Here is a 22,067-nt window from a genome sequence, read left to right as displayed (position 1 = left end):
ACGCGACGCACCTGCGCGCCGGCCTTCACCGGGGATCCGGGGCAGCGGAGCGTCAGCGTGCACTTCGCTGGAGGGGCGCCGGCGGCGAGGAACGCGATCTTGTCGCACTCCTGACACCAGGTGACGGTGATCTGCGCACCGGTGGTCACCTGCAGCTGCTCGACGACGTGGAGGTTCTGGTTGACGAGGTCGAGCTCGGCGGGGCTGAGCCTCGTGTCGATCCCGGAGGCCATCAGTTCGGACCAGGTGTTCTTCCGGTTCTGCTTGATTGCAACGAGTGCGATCTCCGCCGCGGCGAACGCGGCGTTCCTAGTGGCGGCCAAGCTTCTCCTTGATCGAGGTGACGTTGCTGCGGTCCTGCTCGCTACGTGCGCGGCTCTCCAGGAACGCGTCGAAGAGCAGCCAGCCTCCGCCGGCCAGCGCGAACAGCGTCAGCAGGAACAGGCTGTTGACACCCTTCGCGGGCATGAACGCGTTTCCGACCGCGAAGCCGATGCCGATGACCACGAGGGCCGTCCCGAACACCACGCCACGGCGGATGCGGAACTTCGGGTCCTTCACGGCCGGCGCGGCCGGCATGACGGGGGCGGTGTCGATCATCTTCTCCATGACCTGTTCATGCGCGGGTTCTGCCATGCCGATCACCTCCGCTGTCGCGGACAGCCTCCACCCGCCCGCCGACATCACGCCGCCCGCTTCCCGTTCTGCTTCGCCAGCAGGGCCAGCACCCCGTTGGTGAGCTCGACGACGATCTCCTTCGCGGTGCGCATCTCCCCGATGTCTGGTGCCACGGACACGTCATGGTCTCCGCCGCCGAGGACCGCTTCGAGGGTCTTCCCCTTGGTGTGCTGCACCTTCTGGATCCGCTCGTCGAGGGTGCCTTTCGCGATCATCGTGATCGCGGAGATCGGCTTCGACTGGTTGACGCCGTTCACCCGGTCGAGGGCCTGCTGGACGTTCGCGGGGGTCCAGTCGGTTTCCACGAACAGGACGTCGGAGGAGCGGGTCAGGTCGATCCCGACACCGGCGGCGATGATGGACGCGGCGAGGACTGGGATCTTCCCGGCCTGGAACCGTGCGACGACGTCGTCCTTCTGGGTGTCGCTCATCCCGCCGATGATCATCGCGGAGCCTTCCACCTTCCCGTCGAGCGCGGCGGCCATCGCTTCGGTTACGTCGCGGTGGTGGGTCCAGACGATCAGGGGCCGGTTGTAGACCGGTGCGCCGTCCCTGTCCTGCTCCGTGGTTGCGGCGATGTGCTCGGTGATCAGTTCGGTCGCCGCGGGGATCTTCGCCATGCCGGCGGCCTTCCGCATCGCGGAGAGCAGCCCAAGGTTCGTGGCGGCGAACTCCTGGACGTCTTCATCGTTCGGTGTCCGGTCGTGCTGGCCTTCGAACCATTCAACCCACTCGGCGATCGCGGCGAGGACGTCGTCGTGAGCTTGTCGGAACAGCTTCAGGTCCACCTCGAGGAGCATCCCGTCATGGGAGGGTTTCATCCCGATGCCCACCTGCTCCTTGGTGCGGCGCACCCAGACGTGCTGGCGGAGTAGAGCCTTCAGCGCTTCCAGACCGCGCTTCTTCGCGTGGTTCCTCCCCCACTTGTCACGGGTGGTGAACATCCGGAGGAACGGGTCGACGCCGCCGAACACCGGGCCGATGTGCCCGGACATCTCGATCAGCGGTGTGAGCTCGGTCGGGCTTGAGAAGATCGGTGTGCCTGTGAGAGGGATCACCATCTTCTCGGTGATGTGCGCAAGGTCGAGCACCGCTTCGCATCTCTTGGTGCCGTACGTTCCCTGGCGGTGCGCTTCGTCGACGATCGTCACCTGCGGCTTCCACCCCACGATGAGCTCCTTCAACTCCGGGCGCGCGGCGACCAGCGAGTCGGACACGATAACCACCCCGGTCTCCGGGAGCTCCGGCTGCTTCCGACCGGTCTTGAACACCACGCAGCGGCCGTCGGTCTTCCCGCCGCGGTTGTGGAGCCCCGACTCGAGGACGTTCCGCTCCCAGTTCAGGAGGACGAGCGGCGGGCTGACGATCAAGGTGCGGTGGGACTTCAGGAGGGTGGCAGCGGCGAGACTCGACCTCGTCTTCCCGACCCTCGGGCTGTCGAACAGGCAGTTGTGCCCAGCTGCGGCCGCCAGAGCCCCGACCTCCTGGAACGGGAACAGCGGCAGCCCGAACCACGCGGGCAGCACACCATTGATCGAACGGAGGGTGGCGATCTCGTTCTCGTTGAACACGTCGAGGCTCGGCGCGGATCCCGCCTTGGCGAGCAGCCCCGCGAGCTCCGGCGGCACCGTCGGACGGTTGCGGATGCGTACCGCTTCGGCGATCGCGTTCTCGTCGTGGATGATGCCCGGCCGGGGCTTCCCGTCGGCGCCGAGCAGGTCGATGGTGGGGACCATCAGCAGGGAGCGTTTCTGGTCCCAGGTGGCGCCCCAGCCGACGATCTCCTCCGTCGCCTCACGGCCTAGGAACCGGTGGCGGACCATGGTGCGGCGGCCGTTGTCGTGGAGGCGGGCGATCGGGGTGACGAGCTCGTCGAGGTTCCGTACGCCGGCGAGGTCGCTATCGGGGTCGTCGACCCAGCGGATCGTGAACCCCGCGTCGGTGATCGTCTCGTGCGGGTGCGGGCCGATTCCGGTGACGATCCAGCCGCCGGCTTCCTTGTCGAACCATCGGTTCTCGAGGGTCTTCACCCAATCCCGCAGGTACTTCCCGGTGCGCGGGTGCGTCGCGTTGAAGCCGAATCGGAGCAGCAGGCGCGGGTGCCGCCAGCTCCCCTGGAGGAAAGCGTCCATATCCGTTCCTGTGCGAGTTCGCGGGAACCGGCTGGGCGGTCAGAGGTCGCGGAGCTCCGACAGCGGGCGGAGTTCTACACCGTCCGGGAGGTCGTCCAGATCCGGGAGTTCCTCATCGACCGGCCACAGGATGTACGCGTCATCGGCTTCGAGCTCGATCACCAGGAAGTCTTCGTCGTCCATGTTCTGGGGACATGCGGCGGACGCCGCCGGGCGTTATGCCGCCCGGCGGGCCCGTGTGGTGCGAGTGGTGGTCTTCCGTGTCGACTTCCGGGCCGGCCGACGAGTCGTTGACTTCGCCGCGGTGATGGATTCGTCGAGGTCGGCGACGAGGAACTGCTTCTCCTTCATCACCGAGGCGAACGCTTCGCGGACCTTGTCGGCGGCCTTGGAGAGGGCTTCCGGTTCGGTGCGGGACCAGCCCTTCACGTAGGTGCTCGCGGCGCCCTTCAGCTGCGTGGACATGCCGTTCGCGCGGCACATCGTGTAGGCGAACGACTCCGCTTCCACCTCCATGGCGCCGCGGCATCCGCCCTTCCCGGTGTGGTACTCGCCGACACGGTCGAGGTGGCCGCAGGCTATGTGGCCGCGCTCGTGCGCGAGGACGGAGGCCCGCTCGGCGGGGTTCAGGCGTGAGTCGACGACGACACGCATGTCCTTCCCGTCGGTGAAGCCTTGGCTGCCGCCTGCGATCTCCTCGTAGGAGACGGTGAAGCCGGCGTCGCGGATGGACGACTCGAGGTTCTCGATGAACCCCTCGGGTGGCTCCTCCGACAGCTGCTCGTACGGCAGTGGCAGCGGGTCGCCTTCGGTCTGGGAGATGTCGAACACCCCGACGGTGGTCCAGCTGGCGACGCCGCTGACCTTCACCTTCTCGCCCTTCTCGTCCTCACGGTCCGCGTACCAGCGCTTGCCGGGGGCGAGGATCCGCAGCGACTTCTCGCCGGCCTTCACGTTCCGGCCGAGCTTCTTCCAGGTGTTGAAGCTGGCGACACGGGTGGCGCCAGGCATCTGCCCCATGATGATCAGCTGGTTGTTCAGCGAGTACCGCGGGAGCTTGGACATCGCGTCGAGGTAGCGGGTCCAGTTCTCGTCCTTGTCGAGGTTCGCGACGGCGCCTTCGAGTTCCTTCAGGAACTCCTTCGCCTGCTCTTGGTTCCGGGCTGACGCCTCCGAGCGTGCCTGGTCGCGAGCTGACTTCGCGCCGTCTCCGTCACCGAGGACGACGTCGGCTGCGGAGAGGGTGTGCTCGGTGTACTTCCCGTCGCCGGAGTGGTGGTCGCCGTTGAGGTCGACGAGGGCGGTGGGGGCGTTGTTCGTTGCCATGCCTCATGGGTGTGCGGCGGCCGCCAGGGTGACAGCCTGCCTGCCACCTGCCATGACATGTCACCGCAAAGTTGTCACTCGACAACCTCTATTGCGCATGGTTGCCTCGAATCATGCCCTCGCATTCTTCGCCCGCTCCTGGCCCAAATCAGTTGATCTCTCCGCGTTATCTGCGTGGCAGGTGGATCCGCGAGACACGGCGTACGGAGCTGAAGATCCCCGTTTGGACGCTCGCCGATCGGCTGCGGAGGGCCCGCGAGCATGCCGGCTTGGAGCAGCGCGAATTGGCGGCGAAGGCGGGGATCTCGCGCGCGACCATCAGCAACGCGGAACGAGGTGCGAACACCCCACAGACCGCAACAATCCAGCGGTGGGCGAAGGCGTGCGAAGTTGACCTCGCCTGGGTGCTCACGGGGATACCCAGCGAAGGAGCGAAATGACGAAGCCCGGCCGCACGTTCGCGGCCGGGCTTCGCAGGGAAGCTTCTGGTCAGTCGGCGTAGTACAGCTCGAACGCCGGCGGGTTCTCCATGCCTTCGATCAGCCGGGTGTAGCCGGCGCTCTGCCGTTCCGGGGATCCTTCGGCCAGGTACGTGTTGATGGTGTCGATGTACGCCTGGAAGTTCTCACCCTTCAGACGGCTCATGCCGCTGAAGGTGAGCGAGTACAGGCTGTCGATCTTCGGATCGCCGAGGTCCTCCTGGGAGTGCAGGACCGACTTGTGCGCGTACCCGACGAGCTGAGCGAAACGCTCCGCCTCCGCGGCCGAGAGGACCCGGTCCGCCTGGAAGCGAACCGTTCCCGGGTAGTACGGCTCGAAGCCCGGCCGGACACGTTCGAAGACGGTCCCGTCCGCGTCGACGAGCCGGTCGAAGATCTCACCGTTCTCCACGCGAGGGTCGTTGAGCGAAGCGGTGGACGTGCCATCGGCGCCGGCGACCTGCACCTGGTAGGCGTTCTCGACAGTCCGGGCGACCGACTTCGCGAGGTCGGACCGACCGACCTGGTCGAGGACCTCGACAGCCTCCTCGACGCGCGCGAGGTCCTGGTTGTTGAGGGAGTTGGCGGCGAGCTCGGCCGCGACCTTCCGGTGCCAGTAGCCGATGGTGACCTCGTCGACCTGGTCCTCGTCAGCGAGGGCTTCGATGAGTCGGTCGCGGCCGCCGAACGGAAGGGACTTGCCGGGCTTGGTTAGCCAGTCGTCGACGAGGGCTGCGGTCGGGCTGGTCACTCCGCCGGCGATGAGGGTGGTCTCAGCTGGGGTGGGGGTGGATCCTGCGAACTGGGTGCGGTCGGGGCCGGGTCCGCCGCGGCGGAGTGTGTTGGTGCTCATGGGCTTGTAGGTGTGCGGGCTTTCTCGGGAAGGTCAGTAGAGGATTGCGGGCTCGGTGATCGCGGTTACCTTGCCGGTGGTCTCGGAGACGCGGACGTCCCACTTGCCGGTGTTCACGACGTCCTGCGGCTGCTCGTTCACGGTGTAAATGGCGTTGTACGGGGCGACGGTCATGACGACGTACTGGCCGTCGACCTTGTCGTTGACGCCGGAGACGGGGTCGCCGCGCCAGATGATGTTGTTCTGCTGGACGTTCGCGTACCCCCACGGGTTCCCGATCGTTGGCTCCTGGGTGAGGAGCGGCGATCCGGCCTCGATGTACGGGGCGAGACGTGCGGCGCGGGCGTCCGCGCTCTCACCTTCGATGACTCGGGAGTACTCCATCACGGCGTGGCCGGCGACGTCCTTCACGGTGTTCCAGTCGACGGTCTCGCCGGTCTTGTGACCGTCGGTCGATCCGTCCTCGTCCCAGTTCGGGTCGGGGGCGGCGGCGCCGGCGTCGTTGTGTGCGTCGTCGCCTGGGATCGCGGTGGCGGTCGGGTCGATCGGCGGGAGGGTCGCGATCGCAGCTGGGGTGTCGGTCTGCTCCACCTTGCCGGGAGCGCCTGGCTGGTTCACCAGTATGACGGCGGTGACGGCGACCGCCGCGGCAGCACCGCCTGCGATGAGCGTCCACTTGAGTTTCGGGTTCACCCCGGGGTCCTTTCGATCGGGTGTCGCCCGCATCATGCGCGGGTGACGCGTCAGTACGGGCGGGTCGGTGGGAGAAGGGGGACGATTCGGAAGTCGACGCCGCGTTCGAGCATGTACGGGACCGGGTCGATCTTCTTGCCGGCGAGCGTCAGGTCGAAGTGCAGGTGGTTGCCGTTGGAGTCACCGGTGGTGCCGACTTCGCCGACCTGCTGCCCCGGGGTGACGGTGTCGCCGACCTTGAGTGTGGGTGGCCGGACGAAGTGGAGGTACCTGGCGTACACCTCTCCGTGCTGGATGATGACGTAGTAGCCGAGCCCGCCGTCTTCGCGGTTGCCGCTCGAGGCGATCACCTTCCCGGCGGACGCGGAGTAGACCGGTGAGCCTTCCGGCATGGAGATATCGATGCCGTCGTGCTTGCGCTGGTCAAGGCGGAGCGCGTCACCGTAGGAGAACCAGTCGGAGATCTTCGCGCTGGATCCGATGTCGAACGGCAGGACCCAGGGTCCACCGGCGACGATGCAGGACTGGCCGGAGCCGCCGATGGCCACTCCGCCCGGTGCGATGGGCACGCCGACGTTGATGTCCGCTGGGATCGCGACCGGCGGTGACTGCGCCCAGTAGGCGGCGACGATCCCGCGGGCCTCGCCCATGAACTGCGTGTACCGGTCCGGGAACGCGGAGACCTGCACGGTCTGTGCGACAACGCCGGGGTCAGTGACCTGCCAGCCGGGGACGGCGAACAGCGCCTTCAGGAACCGTGCCGTGGACCAGTCAGGGCGGAGGCGCTGCTCGTCCGAGCCCCACCAGTCCTGCTGTTGGAAGATGCCGAGGCTGGTGTGGTCGACCTTCTGGTCGTGGTTAGTGATTCGGGACTCGACGATCGCGGTGGCGATCGTGATGTGAGCCGCCTGCGTGAGGTCAGCGGTGGTCGCGCCGGGCAGTGCCGACTTGATCACCCCGAGGATGATCTTGGTGTTCTCGACCTGCTCCCCGGTCATGGCCGCGCCCTTGACGGTCAGCGTTCCGTCGCCCGGGCCGGAGGACGGTGCACACCTCTGCGACTGGCCGAGGACCCAGCCGAGCGCGCGGTCGTAGGTGGCTTTCGCCTTCTGAGCGTCCATTCCCGGGTATGAGGTCATCGCGGTGACGTAGACCTTCTCGACCTGTTCGGCTGCCGTCTTCTCAGCGTCGACATTCCCGATCGTTCGGGTTGCGCCCTCCTCGGTGACGACGGAGCCCGCTCCGAGATCGCGGGCCTCATGGTCGGGATCGGCCGCGTCGAGGAGTTTCGCGAGTGCGGCGGTGTCCGGGTCTTCACCGAGGGTCTTCGCGAGGGAGGCGATCACCTGCCATGGGAGATCGGACTTGGTCGCCAGCTCGCGGTACCGGTCGAGATCCTTACCGTCCACCCCAGCAGAAGCCGCAGAGTCCTGCGATGCCTGCTCCACAGCCGCGAACGCCGCAGTCGTGACGGAGTAGATCATGAGGCCCAGACCGCCGACGAGGACGAGCACGAAAGCGACCAGCCCGCCGACGATCCCGAGGATCAGGTTCCGGAGCCGCTTGTTCTTGACCGCGGCCATGCCACCGGACTTGACCGCCCCGGCGATGTTGCCGGTCGCGAAACCGCGGGCTGCCGCGGCGCCGACACCGAGGGCCGCGGACGCGAGCGACTGCTTCTCCCCCGGTTCGGTGTGAGCGCCGTTGCTGAGGGCGTTCCTGACTTCCTTGCCGACACGGTCGCGCAGCTTCGGCTTCTCGCCAGGACCCGGTTCGGCTGGTTCGGTGTTCGCGGCGGCTCGGTCAGCCGATCCGATCACCTTCCCGGTCGCCTGCTGCGCTCTTGTCGGCACTGGCGGGCGTGCCTGCGGGGAAGATGGCACGGGTGCGGCTGGTCGCGCCGGCGCGGGAAGGTTCGGTGCGGCAGGGCCGGCAGGCTTCACCATCTTCGACACGTGAGGTTTGGGGGCTCCGGCACCGGGAATCTTCCCGCCGAGCGGTGGCTTCGGGACGTTCACCATGTCCGACCTCGCCGCCACTCAACCTTCGGGGACACCCCCGCCGGGAAGTATCGTGTGCGGCGCCGCTCGAGCCGCCACACGTACAGGGCGGAGGGGATCTTGTCCGACTTCGCGAGGTTGTGGTGAGGACAGAGCATCTGCAGGTTAGACAGGGTGGTCTGGCCGCCCCGGGAGTGCGGGTAGATGTGGTCGGCGTGGGTGCCGGTCTTCCGGCAACGGACCCACATCGGGAGTTTGTGCTCGCAGCGGCCGTCTCCGGCTCGGCGTGACCCCTCACGCCGTTGCGCGTCCGTGAAGCGGCGCCTGGAGTCCAGCTGGTCCGGGCGGCCGCGGTACCGGCCGCCGCCGATCGCCAGTCCGATCAGGACGAGGGCGACGACGATGACGATCGCCCAGGGGCGCTCCTCGACGAAGTGCTGCACCTGCATGGTGTTCACATCCGGGGTCGCGTCAGCGAAGGCGGAGGTGATGGGGTGCATGCCTTCCAGACATGCGGCGGCGCTCACCAGCAGTTGCCGGCAGCGTTCGCGACGACCTGCGCGTCCACGCCGGTGTACGAGACGCTGTACACGCCGGTCCCGCCGGTCAGGGACTTCGTGATGGAGCCCGACCCGGTGAACGTCCCAGCACCGGATGCGCCGCCTGGGCCTGTGAGGTTCACCGTGAGGTTCCCGGAGCCGGTGACCCGGAAGGTGACGGTGGCGTTGCCGTCGCACTCGTACGACATGGAGCCGGTCGCGGCCGCGGACCCGCCGCCGCCTCCGCTTCCCGGTTGGGGCTGAGGTTGTGGTTGGGGTTGAGGTTGCGGCTGTGGGGCAGGGTTCCCGCCACCAGTGGGGTTCCCGCCGCCCGGGTTCTGCGCGGCCTGTTCGGCGGCTTTCCGTTCCTCCTCAGCCTTCCTGGCGGCTTCCTCCGCATCCTTCTGCTGCTGCGCGGCCGCGGCTATCGCGTTGTCGAGTCGGGTCTTCAAGGCGTCGGTGGCGTCGGCGAGGGAGTTCACGCATCCGAGCAGCTCGGCTGCCCGCTTCGCGGACTTCACGAGTTTCTGGCACTTCGTCACCCATGACGTCACCGAACCGGATGCTGCAGGGTCGAGGATCCCGGCGGTATCGGCGACCACCTTCTCGGACCGTTTCACCTGCTCTGCAGCGGCGGTGCGTGCTGCCTCGAGGTCCTTCGCGGCATCGGCGGAGTCGGTCGGCTCCGGCGTGCCGACGACCTGCCCGGCGACCGTCTGCACGAACCCGTCGACGGTGGTGGAGATCGAGTCCCAGTGGGTGGCGGTGCCGGCGGTGAGGGCGCAGACGATCGCTGCTGCGGCCGCGGTCTTCGCGAGAGGTCCGGTCAGGTGGTGACGGATGGTGTCGCGGGGCCGGCGCAGCAGGCTCAGGGGTCGGCGTTCCTGCTCCTCACGCACACCGGGAAGACATGCGGCGACAGTGTGCGGGTACAGCGAAGGCCCGCATCAGACATCGATGCGGGCCTTCGCGCGGTCGTCAGACCTCAGTGCCGTTGACTCCTAGAAGTCGTCGTTCGCGGCAGCGGCCGCGGCTGCGGGTGCAGCGGCGACGGCAGCGCCGGCCGGGGCCGACGCGTTCGACTCGTTGCGCGAGCCGCCCTGCGCGCGGGTCACCGACGCGGTGGCGTACCGCAGGCTCGGGCCGATCTCGTCGACCTCGAGCTCGATGACGGTGCGCTTCTCGCCCTCCTTCGTCTCGTAGGAGCGCTGCACGAGGCGGCCCTCCGCGATGACTCGGGTGCCCTTCGTGAGCGAGCCGGCGACGTGCTCGGCGAACTCGCGCCACACGCTCGAACGGAGGAACAGCGCGTCGCCGTCCTTCCACTCGTTCGCCTGGCGGTCGAAGTTGCGCGGCGTCGACGCGATCGTGAAGTTCGCGACGGCCAGACCGGCCTGGGTGTAACGGAGCTCCGGGTCCGCCGTCAGGTTGCCGACGACGGTGATGCGGGTCTCTCCAGCCATGTGTATCTTCTTCCTTTTCGTATATTCGTTGTGAGCGCCCTGTCGGGGCGTTCGGTTACCTCATGCGCGGGTTTGTCCCGCACCGGGGTCTTCTAGGTGCGCGGCGGTTCAGAGACCCGCGGATGCGAGGACCAGCTGCTCGCGAATCTTCGCGATTACCTGCTCGTTCGTCGCGCCGGTCTCCATCTCGATGAGCCGCATCATCAGCCGGGCAAGGCCTGCCAGGGCGGTGACGCGGCGCTCCATGGTCAGGCCGGCAGCCTGCTCGTGAGCGAGGTACGGGAAGCCGGTCTCGATCTGCTCGAGCGCGGACAGCATCGCCAGCACATCGTCGGCGGCGTTCACGAGTGGGGTGACGTCCTCCGGGGACGGGGACGAGGCGATCGAGCTCATGCGGACACCAGCTCTGCGCTCAGGGCGACGATGCGCTGCCGGGCGGCGCGCTGGATGCGACCTTCCTCGAGGTGGAGGCGGACGTCATCCAAGGCGCGGTGCGGCTTCAGGTCGTTCACGAAGGCGAGATCGGTGCCGGTGTCACGCAAGTACGCGCGGCGTTCCTGGCCGGTGTCGCAGAACTCGCGGTCGGAGAACAGCGTCGAAAGCGCCGGCATGTGCTGCTTCAGGAACCGGATGTCGTAGTGGCTGACACCGGACCCGGAGAGGATCACCGTGTGGTCCTTGCGGAGCTGGTGCGCCATGACCTCCTCGATCAAGGCGGCTTCGACGTCGAGGACATCGGGAAGCTGCGCGCTGGAAGCGGGGTCGGTCACCTCGTCGAACAAGCCGTTCGCCAGGTGCATCGGACGGACGTACGGGTTCGCGCGCATCCGGTTGATGGCGGCGCGCGGCGCGCGGATCGTGGAGGTGAACTCGAAGAGCTCGTCGAGGTTCTCGTCTGTGCCGATGGCGCCGATCTCGAGGATGGCGTCGAGCTCGTGGTCGAGACCTGTGCACTCGAGGTCGACCCACACGTTGGTGAGGGTGCGGGGTGTGGTGATGGTCATGCTCGACACATGCGCGGGCGCGACCACCACCCCACCGACGTGTTCAGCTGGAGGTGGCGGCCGGCTTCACGACGCGAGGCTTGCCGAACACGAACCCGCCGAAGAAGTCATCGTCGGTGTCCTGCTTCGGCATGACGATCTGCTGCTTCACCGGTGCCGGTGCTTTCACCTTGCCGAGCAGGGCCCGGTACACGAGCTCGTCCTCGTCGAGTTCCTCCTCGTCGTGGTCCTCGTCGGGCTCGATGGTCATGAGCTCCAGCTCGAACACGTCGGGGTCGGCTGCCGGCTCAGACTCGACGGCGCCGTGGAACTCCGCCTCGAGCGCCGATGCCGCCTCCACCGTGGCCTCGTCGTAGTCGGGCACCGACTCCGGGATGTCGTCCGGGATCGCCCATTCGGGGACGCTCTCGTACTCGTACGCAGGCTCCGCCGGGTAGACCGGCTCCGGCTCGGTGGGAGGCTCCACCGAGTGGTTCACGACCCCGCCGCGTGCCGGCGCTGCCGGCGGCTTCGCCTTCGCCGCCTTCGGCTTCATCAGCTTCAGGAGCGGCATCACCGGCACCGACATGTTCGTCATCCCCGCAGCCTTCTGCTGTTCGAGGAACGAGCCGAACGCCGGATCGAACACCGGGATCGGGTACAGACGCCGGACGGTGATCTCCTTCGTCGTCACCGTCTCGATCAGCTCGTCGTCCTCGTCGCGGATCTCCCGCTCACGCATCGACACGGTCGCGTAGACCGCGACGACCGACCCGACCGGCGGGACCTCCTTCACGGCTTTCAGTGCGTCGTCCCACAGGACACCTTCGATGCTGACCGACGAGCCTTCGAGGGTGATGTTCGCGCGGCGGCCGCGCGAGTACGCCGTCTCCGTCCACTTCGCGAGCAGCCCAGCGGTGAGGACGTCCTCGCCGTTCCGGTCCGGGATCTTGGAGATCGGGATGGCGTGGGCGCCGCCGACGCGGCGTCGGATACGAAGCTCCTCCTTGTCTTCGCTCGCACCGGGCATCGACCAATTGCGGACCTGGTCGCTGAGGGTGGACAGCGGGTGCTCGCCGAGGTTCACGCCGAGACGCGCGCGCTGGCGGATCGAACGCTCGAGCACACCGAACTCAGCGTCTGGTACCGGCAGGGACGGGCGGTGCTTCACCGCGCGGGCAATCATCAGCTGCCCGAGTCGAGGGCCGAACTCGTCGCACGCGCCGGCCTCGACGAGCCCCTCGATCGCCGCGATCGACGGGGTCTTCTTCTCCGCGACATCCGAGAGTCGGTACACGAGCGAGCCGAACGAGTCGAACGGCACTCCCGCACGGTCGCGGGCGTCGACAACGTCGTCGCCGAGCTGGCCGACACCCTTGATCTCCGTCAGACCAAGACGGACCGCGCCGCCCTCCGGGCTGGTGATCCGCTGAGACCGGTTCACGTCCGGCGGCAGGATGGTGATGCCTTCGGACTCCAGGGCCGCCATCGCTGCGAGGCGCTTGTCGTCGGCGCTGGTGGTTGAGAGCACTGCCGCGCCGTACTCAGCCGGCCAGTTCGCCTTCAGGTACGCAGTGACGAACGCCAACTGCGCGTACGCGGCCGAGTGGGATGCGTTGAACAGGTACGACGCGGATGCGCGCATCGCGTCAATCACTCGCTGCGCCGTCTCACGCTGGAACGCGATCTTCGTCACGTTCCCGTCTTCATCGCGGAGCTCCTGGACGGCGCCGTCGATGAACATCGTGGCGACCTCCTCGAACACCTTGATGTCCTTCTTGCCGACCGCCTTGCGGAGCTTGGAGCGCTTCTTCGCGTCGAACCCGGACATTGAGGCGCCGAGTCGCATCAACTGTTCCTGGAAGCAGTTGTGAACGACGACGCCCTCGGCGACGAAGTTGTGGACCTCGTCGACGCTGATGTCGTACACCGGTGTGACCGGGGCTTCGGTGATGCTGTTGACCTTCAGCCAGCGTGAACCGGCCAGTTCGCTCAGTCGGTCGTCGCCGGATGCAGCTGCGAGGTGGGAGATGACCTGCGCCCCGACATTCGGCTGGGCTCTACGGTTCCCCGCTGGGTTGTAGGTGTAGCCGTTCTCCTTGAGCCACCCCTTCCACGACTTCTTGACCCCGGCTGCACGCCACGACGCCTCGAGCCGCGCCTGGAAAGCGACAACCTCAGACTTCGAAACCCGCGATCCACCGGATCGGCTGGGAAGCACGTCCGGCACCGAGCGAAGCCTTTCCGACTTCCCCTCGTGCCGAAGGTGGCGGGCGACGAAATTGCGGAACTCCACGATGTCGAGGACGCCCACTTGGAACGCGACCTCGCGGGCGCCCGTCGGGTTCACGTACGCGGACCTGGTCACGGTCGTGGTGATCCCGCGGCGGTGCAACAGGGTCATGACGTCGTCGGCGAGGCGCTTCGAAATCGTCTTGAAGGCAACCGCCGGTCGGCGGTGTCCTCGCTGGGACACGGTGCCGTCGGTGTCCCAGAGTGCAGCGAGTACTCGAGCGTGGACCGAAGGAGAGGACTTCATGATCCACTCGGGGATGAACTTGTCACGAGAGTGGCAGCCGCCACGACCGGCGAGAAGGCCGACGGAACGGAAGTATTCGACGATCTGGCTGGGATTCGAGCCAGGCTTTCCGCCGTGGGTGCGCGGGCCGCTCAGCTTCGTCCGGCGCACTCCTCTGACCTGCTCGCTCGTCTGCACGGTGAGATCCGAGAAGTTCGCCTTCGCGATTCGAACCACTTCTTCGTGAAGCGAGTGCTCCTGGTTGAAGAAGCTCACGGTCCCAGTGGTGAACCCGCCGTCGCCGATCAGGTATCCGGTGAGGGCGGCGAGGTCCTCCTCGGCCGCAGTTGATGCCGTCTGCTCGCCTTCGAGGAGAGACCACGGCGATGCGATGACGTCGTCGGTGGTGAGGTCGCCGGCCTGGATCCATCCGCGGACTGTGAGCACTTGGTGGTCGGTGGTCAGCTGGAGGGTGCGTCCGTTCGCGAAGGCGAGCTTGACGGTGGGGCGGATGCCTGTCATCTTCGCTGCAGTCACGGGCGCGGCGACGTAGTTGCCCTCAGGGGTGACGCCCTGCACCAGCTCGCCGACGGCGATGTCTTCGATGGGAACATAGGCCGACTGGGTCACTGACCAGACGCGCTGCCCTTCGGCGATGCACCACACGCCGTAGGTTTCGCCGAGGACCGAAGCGATGACTTCCTGCTCGCCGGGGTCGAGAGTGAACTGGTCGTAGTCGATCTTCGCGATTCCAGCCTTGCGGTCTGCGAACTGCTGATCCATGCCGGCGCCGAGTGGTCCCGGCCGGAACAACGCGAGAATCGCCGAGAGGTCGGCCCAGGAGTCAGGGGCGATGGATCGGGCCATGTTCTGCATGCCGCTGGAGTCCATCTGGAACAGGCCGGACGAACGACCGGCCTTGAGGAGGGACCAGGTGTTGTTGACCTTTGGGTCGCCCTTCGTGTCCGGGTGAGGCAGCTTTCTCGCGTCAAGCCTCTCCCCGGTGGTCTGTTCGATGAAGTCGATGGCCTGGGAGACGATGTCCAGGTTTCGGATGGAGAGGATGTCGAGCTTGAGGAGGCCGACGCCGCCGCCGGAGATGTCGCCGATGTCAGGGGCGTCCCACGCGGTGATGGTCTTCAGGCCGCCCGAGGTCGACTTGGATCGGTCGCGCCGGAGCGGGATGAGTCCACGGAGCGGTACATCGGAGACGATGATCCCGCACGCGTGGATGCCCTCACCCTTCAGCGTGCCTTCGATACGGCGGGCGAGGTCGACGACGCGGTCGCCGTCCGGGCCGATCGCCTCGAGCTCCGAGCGGAACTTCTCGGTGCCCTGGTTGGTGGGGTCGTCAAGGTCCTTGAAGGTGTTGAAGTCCGGGACCGCCTTGGACAGGCGGTTGCCGACCGCAGGAAGGTCGAGGACGCGTGCGGCGTCCTTGATCGCGGCCTTCGTCTGCGCGACGTTGTGGGTGCCGATCCGGGCGACCTTGTCGTGGCCCCACCGGTGCGCGAGGTACGCGCGGACTCGGTTGACGTAGCGCTGCTCGAAGTCCGAGTCGATGTCCGGGTAGTCGGGTCGTCCGGGCTCCATGAACCGCTCGAAGAGAAGGTTGTGCTCGAGCGGGTCGATGTCGACGATCTCCAGCACGTACGAGAGCACCGATCCTGCGGCGGAGCCGCGGCCGGGGCCGACGAGGATGCCGCCGTCGATGTGCTCCCAGTCGGGCAGGTTCCCGTCGTTTCGGGCCCAGTCGACGAGGTCACGCATGATGAGGAAGTAGTCGCAGAACCCGGCGTCGGAGATGATGCCGATCTCGATCTTGAGTCGGTCGATCACCTCGTCGGGGACCGGGTCGCCGTAGCGGTTCTTCGCGCCCTCCAGTGCGAGGCTCCACAGGAACTCCTCGGAGTCCTTGAACTCTGCCGGCACCGGGAACTGCGGCAGGTGCAGGCTGGGAGTGGGCAGGACGTTGTCGGCGAAGCGTTCGGCGACCTTGACTGTGTTGTCGCACGCCTCCTGCCACCAGTCCTCGGAGCGCAGCGCGCGCATCTCCTGCTCGGTGCGGATGTGGTACCCGCGGCCGTGGAACTGGAACCGCTTCGGGTCGGTGAGGGCGCGACCGGACTGCACTGCCAGCCACGCTTCGTGGGTCTCGTGGTCTTCAGCGTTCGTGTAGTGGGAGTCGTTCGTCGCGACCAGTGGCAGATCCCATTTGCGGGCGAATTCCACCATCGCCGGGAGGGCGTTGGATTCGACGGCGATGCCGTGCTCCATGATCTCGACATAGACGTTGTCCTTGCCGACCGCGTCGATGATCCGTTCCATGTTCCGGTCAGCCTGGTCGACAGCGCCCCGGCTGATCGGGCCGAGGATCGGACCGCCGAGGCAGCCGGTGAGGACGAGGATGCCCTCGTGGTACTCCTTCAGCAGCTGGTAGTCGATGCGGGGCTTCGCGTGGAAGCCGGACTCCTCGGCGATGTCCATGATGGTCGCGAGGTTCGTCCAGCCCTGCTCGGTGTACGCGAACAGGGTGAGGTGCTCGTACTTCTTCAGCTTCTTCGCTGACTTCTGCGACCCGCCGCGCTCGTCGACGTCGTCGTCGACTGCGGATTCGTCGTCGCGGTCAACCTCGACGTTCTGCTTCTGCGTGCGGTCCGGCTCGTCACGCCAGTCGGTCATCACCGCGAGGTACGCCTCGACACCGATGAGCGGCTTGACGCCGGCCTTCTGCGCGGCTGCCTTCATCGCCCACGCACCTCCGAGGGTGCCGTGGTCGGTGATCGCGATCGCCGGCTGTCCGTCGGCTGCTACCTTGTCGGCGGCGTCGCCGACTCGGGTCATCCCGTCCAGGCCGGAGTACTCGGTGTGCACGTGCAGGTGGACGAAGCCGCCGGTGCGGGTCGTGTCACTCATCTGGTCTCCGTGGTCTGTGGTGAGGCGTTCGGGGGAATCTGCCCCTACCCGTTCCTGTGCGAGGGCGCGGAAATCGGCTGGGGCCGCTGAGGCCGCTAGAGCTTCCGCAGGAAGCGGATGGCGCCGAGCGCGACGGGCACCGCGACGGCGACCAGAACGAACATGGTCCCGGCGGACACCGTCATGGACGCGTCGCCAGGGATGATCGCGCCGGCCACGGCGAAGATCGCGACGGCGAGAGGGGCTCCGACGATCAGCGGTGCCTGCTCGTGCACGAAACGTCGGAGCGGCGTGCATGGTCGCGCTCGGGCGGTGGTGTTCTTCACAGCGCCTCCATGCGCGGGGAAACACGACAGCCCCCGCCGTGGGCGAGGGCTGCAGGTTGGTGCGGGGCTGGGTTCAGCTCAGCCAGGGGTGGTTGACGGCGACGAGCACGAGCGCGGCGGCGGCGATGATGGCCGCCCACATGCCGAGAGCGAGGACGACGGCGTTGCGGATGCCGCGGGCGGCGAGCATGGCGTCGCCGCGGTCGAAGTCGGGGTCGTACCAGGAGTCCTCCGTCGGTGCCGCGGTCGCGGATGCGCTGGCGTTGACGATGCCGGCGACCGTGGGTACGTCTTGCTCGGAGGTTGCGGGCTCAACGTTGGTGGCGGTGACTGCGGACATGGGATCTCCTGAATTCTCGGGGCAGGTGTGTTTCGACACCACCGTCATGCGCGGTCAGCCCGACCGCCCAGTCCACATGTGCGGGCTGGGCGGTCGCTGACCGGAACGCGGGAAATGCGAGTCACGGTGACGACAGCGCGACCCGGAGCGCGTCCACCCAGGTGTGGAACGGCGCCACGTAGATCGTCTGTGCTCCAGCCCGGGTGATGATCCCGACCGACCGGTCATCTGCCGGCAGCCGTTTCGCCCACTCGGCGGCGACCGTCGCCGCCTTGAACTCGACCGGCTGGTGATCCAGGGGTGCCGGCCAGTTGACCGCCGCGGCGACCCACCGGTTCGTCCCCGGTCGGGCGTTGTGCATCTTCACCATGCCGACGCCGTACGGGACGCGGCCGTTCGCGGCTTGCACCACGCTCGAGGTGGCGGAGGTGTACATCGCCGACGACAGGCTCTCCTTGCCGTACGCCTTCACCTGGACGGCTGCGTCAGTGAACACCCACAGGTCGCCGACATCCTGCGCGCGCCCGGCGCCGAGCATCCGCATCGATCCGGGACGGCACAGGTCGGGGCAGAGGGCGACAAGGTACTCGACGGCGTCGCGCTCCCCCTTGTCGCCCTTCTCCTTGCGCCTATTCGGCATCGAACCAGTCGTCCTCGTCGAGCTCGTCGACCTCGGTCTCGGGTGCGTCGGGCAGCGACTCACCGAGGAGGATGTCGACGTGCACCGGGACGCCGCGGGTTGACCGGCCGTTCAGCTTGAACACCCGGTCGGTGCGGTTGTCCTTGCCACCCTTGTTGAGGTAGTCCGCGTGGGCGAGCTGCTCGTTCCAGAGGCTGCCGAACGACACCGACGCTGCCGTGCCCGGAGGAAGGAGGTTCGGGTACTTCCGCTGCGCGGTCTGGAACGCGTTCGTCGGCTGGAAGAAGATCGCGTTCTCGCCGACGAAGTAGCCGATGCACTCACCGAGCGGGCGAGGCTTGTCCTGCGCGTCGTACTGCCATCCGAGCATGCGGTTCTCGGAGCGGGTGCCGTTCACCATCGGAGGGATGCCGGGGTCCGAGGCGTTCAGGACGTGCGCCCCGCCGGACTGGATGAGGTTCCGGATCGCCTCGAGCAGCGAACGGCCGGGGGTCGCCTCAGCCTGCGTGGAGAACGCGCGGGAGACGATCTCCGCGATCCGCTTCGGGAGGTTGTCCCGGCGGCGGGTGTCGAGGAGTTCCAGGGTCTCACGGTCATTGACGAGCTTGGCGAGGATGTGCACCGGTGCGAGGCCCATCATCAGGTCCACGGCCATGCCGACGTGACGGGCGATCGACTTGCCCGAGACGACCTTCTGGCCGATGACCTTCTCGGCGACCTTCCGGTACGACTCAGCCAGCTTCTCGTTCTCCGCGACCACGGCAGCCCAAGACTGGTTCTGCGCGAGCGACAGGTACGCCTGGACCGCGGCGACGGTCAGGCGTGCAGGGGCGAAGTTCGTGTCCCGGAACCGGGTCATCTCGTCCGCAGCGTCGGTCAGCGAGTTCTTGTCGAGGTTCAGGATGACGGTGCGGTCACGGACCGAGTTAATGGTGTGCTCGTTCTCCGCGGTCGCGATCAGCAGCGCCTTCGGGTCGAACACCTCACGTGCCTTCAGTTCCGTGCCGGAACGACGCTTCGACGAGCTGTTGTGCACCGAGCGGATGATGTCGCCGACCTTGGACTGCTCCATGTCCGACTGGCGGCGGTCCGCGGACGGGGCGAGGTCGTCCATCACCCAGATGTTCGTCTGGGCGAGAGCCTGCTCGACGGACGTGCCGGTGTCCTTCATGGAGCCGGGCAGGTGCTTGTTCGTCCACGTCTTCCGCGCCTGGTGGAACGCGAGGATCTTCGCGACCGTCCAGGACTTTCCCTGCCCGGGAGGGCCCTGGACGTAGAGCACGGTGGTGGTGCGGACCGGCACGGTGGGGCGGAGACCGGCTGCGAGGACGACCGCGGCGACGCAGGGGTCGGTCCAGACGCCACGGTCGATGTACATTCCGCGGACGTCGGCGAGGTCGGATCGGACCTGCGCGAGCCACTGGTCGTCGCCGGGTTCGCCGGGAAGGGTGGGCAGGCTGAACTTCGACGAGCCAGGGAGGACGATCTCGCTGACACCGGCGACGGTCTTGTCCTGGTCCTCCTTCGACACTGCGATCACGGTCTTCCCGGAGATGTACGCGCAGACGGTGGAGTTCTCGACCGGGACGTAGCCCATGGTGGTCCACGACACGTTCTGCTTGACCGGGGTCTCGTTGTTGTCCTTGATCGCCGAGAGCCACTTCTGGCCCTTCTCCGGCGGCCACTCCGGGTGGAGGAGCAAGTTGTTCGGGATCTCCGCCTTCTTCTTGTCCCACTCGCTCGGCGGGTACATCAGCAGCGTCGACGGGCCGGTGACGACCGCGGTGTCCTCCGCGCCGTCCTCCTTCAGCCACTTCAGCTCGATACGGCAGGTGGATCGCATCGGGACGTCCTCGTCGGCGACGCCCTCGCCGAAGATGGCGGTTTCGATCTCCCGCTGGGTGGGTGCGCGATGCGTTTCCACGGCGACGATGCGGCCGCCGATGTGGCAGCGGACCTCCCACTTGGCCGGCAGGGCGTTGCCCATGTCGTCCTTCTGCCCGGTGTACTCCTGCACCGAGGTGCCGTCCTCGGACACCTTCCAGGTTCCGACGGGGACGTCGTCGCGGGCGCGGTCTGGGATCTCCGGGAGGCGGTCCTGGAGTCGGCGAAGGATGTCCTTCCAGTCGCCGTGCTTGGTGAGGAAGTCGTCGAGGCCGACCTTCTCGCCGAGCTTCGGCTTCGCGCCGGAACGGTTCGCGGCGATGAGCTCTGCGGCTTCGGCGTCCCAGTCCGGTTCGATGTGCAAGTCGACGAGCTTCACGACGGCGCCGCGGCCCTTCGCGAACTCCCACAGGTTGTTCGCCTGCGACCAGACGTTCCAGTTGGTGGAGATGTCGCCGTCGAAGGCGAGGAGCATCTGGCGGTCGCGGAGGCTGAGCGAGATCCAGACCTCGTTCGCCTTCCAGTTGGCGACACCGACGAAGGACACGATGAGCACGCGGTCCTTCTGCGGGACGCGTTCCATGAGTTCGCTGAGGCGGTGGATGGCGCCGACGCGGGTGCTGGTGTAGCCCTTGCCCTTCAGCTCCTCGTCGGTGACTCCGGCGGCCCGCAGCTGTGCGGTCAGCGCGGAGTCGCCCTTCAGGACACCCTCGGTGATGAGCACCTTCGGGGCGGCGGTGAACCATTCGAGCGGCGTGGCCGGGTGCGTGTCGATGACCGACTGCGACCCGGTCAGGTTCTCGTACTTCAGCGCCTTCCCGGTGGTCGGGTTCACGCGAGGAACCGCGGGGCGCAGCTGCATGGTGGTGAAGATCGGGTCCACGCCGGCCTTGTGTGCGTTCGCGACGAGGTCCGCCTGATACCAGAGGATGACCATCGCGTCGACCTGCTGGGTGATCTGCTGCACCTGGCGGAACTGCTTGGAGTTCGCGGCCATGGCGTGCGCCTTGCCGAAGTCCTTCGAATTGAGGCTGTCGATGGTCTCGTATCCGCGGGCGGCCGCGACGAGCGGGGCGACGCCGGAGTCGGCGAGCTTGTTCGCGCCGCTGAACGTGACCTGAGGAGCGTAGTCAGCGGCGACCCATGGGGTACGGCTGGAAGAGGTGGTTGTGCTCATACCCGTTCCTGTGCGAACCACAGAAAATCGGCTGGAACGGCAGGCACGGTTACCGAAGTGTCCACCCGGTTACCACCTTTCGGTAACCGTCTTTTCCCTGATGAGAGGGCACAAATCAGGGTCGGTTACCGAGTTACCGGATCTACATCTATGCCTATAGGGGATTAGGAAGCCAAAGGTGAATAGAAGCCACCGGAGATATAGCAGCCCTCGCGTATAGAGATGTTGTTTGTTTGGTAACTCGGTAACTAGAAGAAAGAAAGGGGCCTCTCGCCCTACTGCCGTCTGGGATCGGCTCGGTTACCGAGAGCTGGTAACCGGCGGTAACTTCGGTAACCGCCAGCTTCGGGGTGCTTGAAGCGCAGCAGTCTCGCTGCAGCTCGCACGACCGTTGAAGCCTCTCCGCGCCGCCAGCGGCCCCAGAACTTCCCGTTCGAGGCCGTTCCTGGCTCCAATTCGACCCCCAGCGAGCCTTCGCCTGGTGAGTCGGCGACATCCGAGATCCGCGCCATCGCTGGGATCCCAGCCGATTTTCGCGACCTCGCACAGGAACGGGTATGGACCCATTCCACGCCCCGACACTCGGGCTCGTCGAGCTCCCCGCGCTCAGCGACACGCTTCGGCAGCTGGGCTTCCGCGTCATCACCGACGCGGACTTCGCCTCCGCCGCAGCCGCGATCCACGGCGAGATCGTCCGCGCCCGCGACTCCGGCGACCTCAACGGCACCCGCATCCCGATCGTCGTCTCGTCCTTCCGGTCGCTTGACCCGAAGGACCGGGTCGTCGGTCTGAAGGCGTGGGTCCAGCGGAACGCACCGATCAGCCCCGTGCTGGTGCTCCGCGCCGAAGACCCGGCATCGCCGTCGTACATCGACGCGCAGGAAGCCCGCTACCTGCAGTTGCCCACCACCGTCGGGCACGTCCTCGAGGCGATCGGCTTCCCCGTCCCGCATGACCCCCGCGCCGAGCTCATCGTGAACATCGACGGGACCATCGGCGGGTCAGCGCTGGACTTCACGCCGCCTACCCCCGCGGCCCCGGCTCCTGCAGCCGCGCCGGCCGTCGCCCCATGGCCCTCACTCCCAGGCGCCGCGACATGGCCGCCCACGCCAGCCGAACC

19 protein-coding genes and 1 pseudogene are annotated in these 22,067 nt (G+C 67.1%); 2 read left to right on the top strand and 18 right to left on the bottom strand.

Going from position 1 to position 22,067, the window contains the following annotated elements:
- The 5 genes from GH736_RS04690 to GH736_RS04670 all read right to left on the bottom strand — a co-directional run.
- Positions 1-323 (bottom strand): hypothetical protein (locus GH736_RS04690; protein WP_159600739.1); only part of this gene is annotated, 323 nt, incomplete at its 3' end.
- A complete protein-coding gene (locus tag GH736_RS04685) occupies positions 310-687 on the bottom strand; it encodes a hypothetical protein (RefSeq protein ID WP_159600737.1) in 378 nt (125 codons plus the stop codon). The genes GH736_RS04685 and GH736_RS04690, both read right to left, overlap by 14 nt.
- A complete protein-coding gene (locus tag GH736_RS04680) occupies positions 684-2,810 on the bottom strand; it encodes a DEAD/DEAH box helicase (protein WP_159600735.1) in 2,127 nt (708 codons plus the stop codon). Before GH736_RS04680 ends, GH736_RS04685 begins: the two co-directional genes overlap by 4 nt.
- A gap of 39 nt (positions 2,811-2,849) precedes the next feature.
- Positions 2,850-2,993: a hypothetical protein gene (locus GH736_RS04675; protein ID WP_159600733.1), complete on the bottom strand. Its 144-nt coding sequence runs from the start codon at positions 2,991-2,993 to the stop codon at positions 2,850-2,852.
- A gap of 33 nt (positions 2,994-3,026) precedes the next feature.
- Complete coding sequence (locus tag GH736_RS04670; protein WP_159600731.1) at positions 3,027-4,136, bottom strand: ArdC-like ssDNA-binding domain-containing protein; 1,110 nt, start codon at positions 4,134-4,136, stop codon at positions 3,027-3,029.
- Positions 4,137-4,249: 113 nt separating this feature from the next.
- Between GH736_RS04670 and GH736_RS25715 the strand changes: the two genes are divergently transcribed.
- Positions 4,250-4,576, top strand: coding sequence for a helix-turn-helix domain-containing protein (locus GH736_RS25715; protein WP_407922324.1), 327 nt, complete (start codon positions 4,250-4,252; stop codon positions 4,574-4,576).
- 49 nt (positions 4,577-4,625) lie between these two features.
- On the opposite strand, the gene GH736_RS04660 is transcribed toward GH736_RS25715, so the two are convergent.
- The 13 genes from GH736_RS04660 to GH736_RS04600 form a co-directional block, all read right to left on the bottom strand.
- A complete protein-coding gene (locus tag GH736_RS04660) occupies positions 4,626-5,468 on the bottom strand; it encodes a hypothetical protein (protein ID WP_159600727.1) in 843 nt (280 codons plus the stop codon).
- A 33-nt stretch (positions 5,469-5,501) separates the two neighbouring features.
- On the bottom strand, positions 5,502-6,161 hold the full coding sequence (locus GH736_RS04655) for a hypothetical protein (RefSeq protein ID WP_159600725.1): 660 nt from the start codon (positions 6,159-6,161) through the stop codon (positions 5,502-5,504).
- Between the two features lie 50 nt (positions 6,162-6,211).
- On the bottom strand, positions 6,212-8,014 hold the full coding sequence (locus GH736_RS04650; protein WP_159600723.1) for a M23 family metallopeptidase: 1,803 nt from the start codon (positions 8,012-8,014) through the stop codon (positions 6,212-6,214).
- A gap of 161 nt (positions 8,015-8,175) precedes the next feature.
- On the bottom strand, positions 8,176-8,661 hold the full coding sequence (locus GH736_RS04645) for an HNH endonuclease (RefSeq protein WP_159600721.1): 486 nt from the start codon (positions 8,659-8,661) through the stop codon (positions 8,176-8,178).
- Between the two features lie 23 nt (positions 8,662-8,684).
- Positions 8,685-9,599 (bottom strand): hypothetical protein, encoded by a 915-nt coding sequence (locus GH736_RS04640; protein WP_159600719.1) that lies wholly within the window; start codon positions 9,597-9,599, stop codon positions 8,685-8,687.
- 102 nt (positions 9,600-9,701) lie between these two features.
- Positions 9,702-10,163: a single-stranded DNA-binding protein gene (locus tag GH736_RS04635; RefSeq protein ID WP_159600717.1), complete on the bottom strand. Its 462-nt coding sequence runs from the start codon at positions 10,161-10,163 to the stop codon at positions 9,702-9,704.
- Positions 10,164-10,271: 108 nt separating this feature from the next.
- Complete coding sequence (locus GH736_RS04630; protein WP_159600715.1) at positions 10,272-10,556, bottom strand: hypothetical protein; 285 nt, start codon at positions 10,554-10,556, stop codon at positions 10,272-10,274.
- Positions 10,553-11,167, bottom strand: a complete 615-nt coding sequence (locus GH736_RS04625; protein ID WP_159600713.1) for an exonuclease domain-containing protein — start codon at positions 11,165-11,167, stop codon at positions 10,553-10,555. Before GH736_RS04625 ends, GH736_RS04630 begins: the two co-directional genes overlap by 4 nt.
- Positions 11,168-11,210: 43 nt before the next feature.
- Positions 11,211-16,580: a DNA polymerase III subunit alpha gene (dnaE, locus tag GH736_RS04620; protein WP_159600711.1), complete on the bottom strand. Its 5,370-nt coding sequence runs from the start codon at positions 16,578-16,580 to the stop codon at positions 11,211-11,213.
- A 95-nt stretch (positions 16,581-16,675) separates the two neighbouring features.
- Complete coding sequence (locus GH736_RS04615; protein WP_159600709.1) at positions 16,676-16,906, bottom strand: hypothetical protein; 231 nt, start codon at positions 16,904-16,906, stop codon at positions 16,676-16,678.
- A gap of 73 nt (positions 16,907-16,979) precedes the next feature.
- Entirely contained in the window at positions 16,980-17,246 is a 267-nt protein-coding gene (locus GH736_RS04610) for a hypothetical protein (RefSeq protein ID WP_159600707.1), read from the bottom strand.
- A 121-nt stretch (positions 17,247-17,367) separates the two neighbouring features.
- Positions 17,368-17,886: a hypothetical protein gene (locus tag GH736_RS04605; protein ID WP_159600705.1), complete on the bottom strand. Its 519-nt coding sequence runs from the start codon at positions 17,884-17,886 to the stop codon at positions 17,368-17,370.
- Positions 17,876-20,947, bottom strand: coding sequence for a hypothetical protein (locus tag GH736_RS04600; RefSeq protein ID WP_159600703.1), 3,072 nt, complete (start codon positions 20,945-20,947; stop codon positions 17,876-17,878). Before GH736_RS04600 ends, GH736_RS04605 begins: the two co-directional genes overlap by 11 nt.
- A gap of 557 nt (positions 20,948-21,504) precedes the next feature.
- Here GH736_RS04600 and GH736_RS04595 point away from each other — a divergent pair.
- Positions 21,505-22,067, top strand: a pseudogene (locus tag GH736_RS04595) (hypothetical protein); the annotation flags it as partial.

It is taken from the genome of Agromyces humi (assembly GCF_009720255.1).
Classification (GTDB): domain Bacteria; phylum Actinomycetota; class Actinomycetes; order Actinomycetales; family Microbacteriaceae; genus Agromyces; species Agromyces humi.
Note: the sequence above shows the minus strand (reverse complement) of the source record. Positions and strands in the feature narration are given on the sequence as shown.